Annotated in this window: 1 protein-coding gene; it reads left to right on the forward strand. The window is 53.7% G+C overall.

All coding sequences use genetic code 11. From position 1 onward, the window contains the following. On the forward strand, nucleotides 1-441 hold a 441-nt coding region (locus ACTHUE_RS20455), incomplete at both ends, for a PLP-dependent transferase (protein ID WP_440424325.1).

The raw sequence follows: 441 nt of genomic DNA on the forward strand, positions 1-441 counted from the left end.
GATGGGCGTAGTCGTTGCCAAAACCAAAGAGCTGGCGCAGCCTTTGCACAACATGATGGTGCATACCGGCGCGATTGCCGGTCCGATGGATTGTTGGCTGGTGTTGCGCGGTCTTAAACCACTGGCTCTCCGCATGCACGCCCATTGCCAAAACGCACTCGAAATCGCGCGCCGTTTGGAAGCCCATCCTGCCATTGAAAAAGTGTTCTCTCCCGGCCTGCCGTCTCACGAACATTACAAACTCGCCCAAGCACAAATGCCCAAAGGCATCGGCGGCGTGGTTACGGTCTACCTCAAAAACGAAACGCGTGAAACGGCCAATAGTGTGATTAAAAACATGAAACCGGTCAAAATGGCTTCTAGCCTTGGCGGAGTGGAAAGTTTGGTCGACCATTACTATTCCCAATCCCACAGCGGCGTGCCGGATGGTGTGAAAATGGA

It is taken from the genome of Neisseria sp. P0021.S005 (assembly GCF_051956955.1).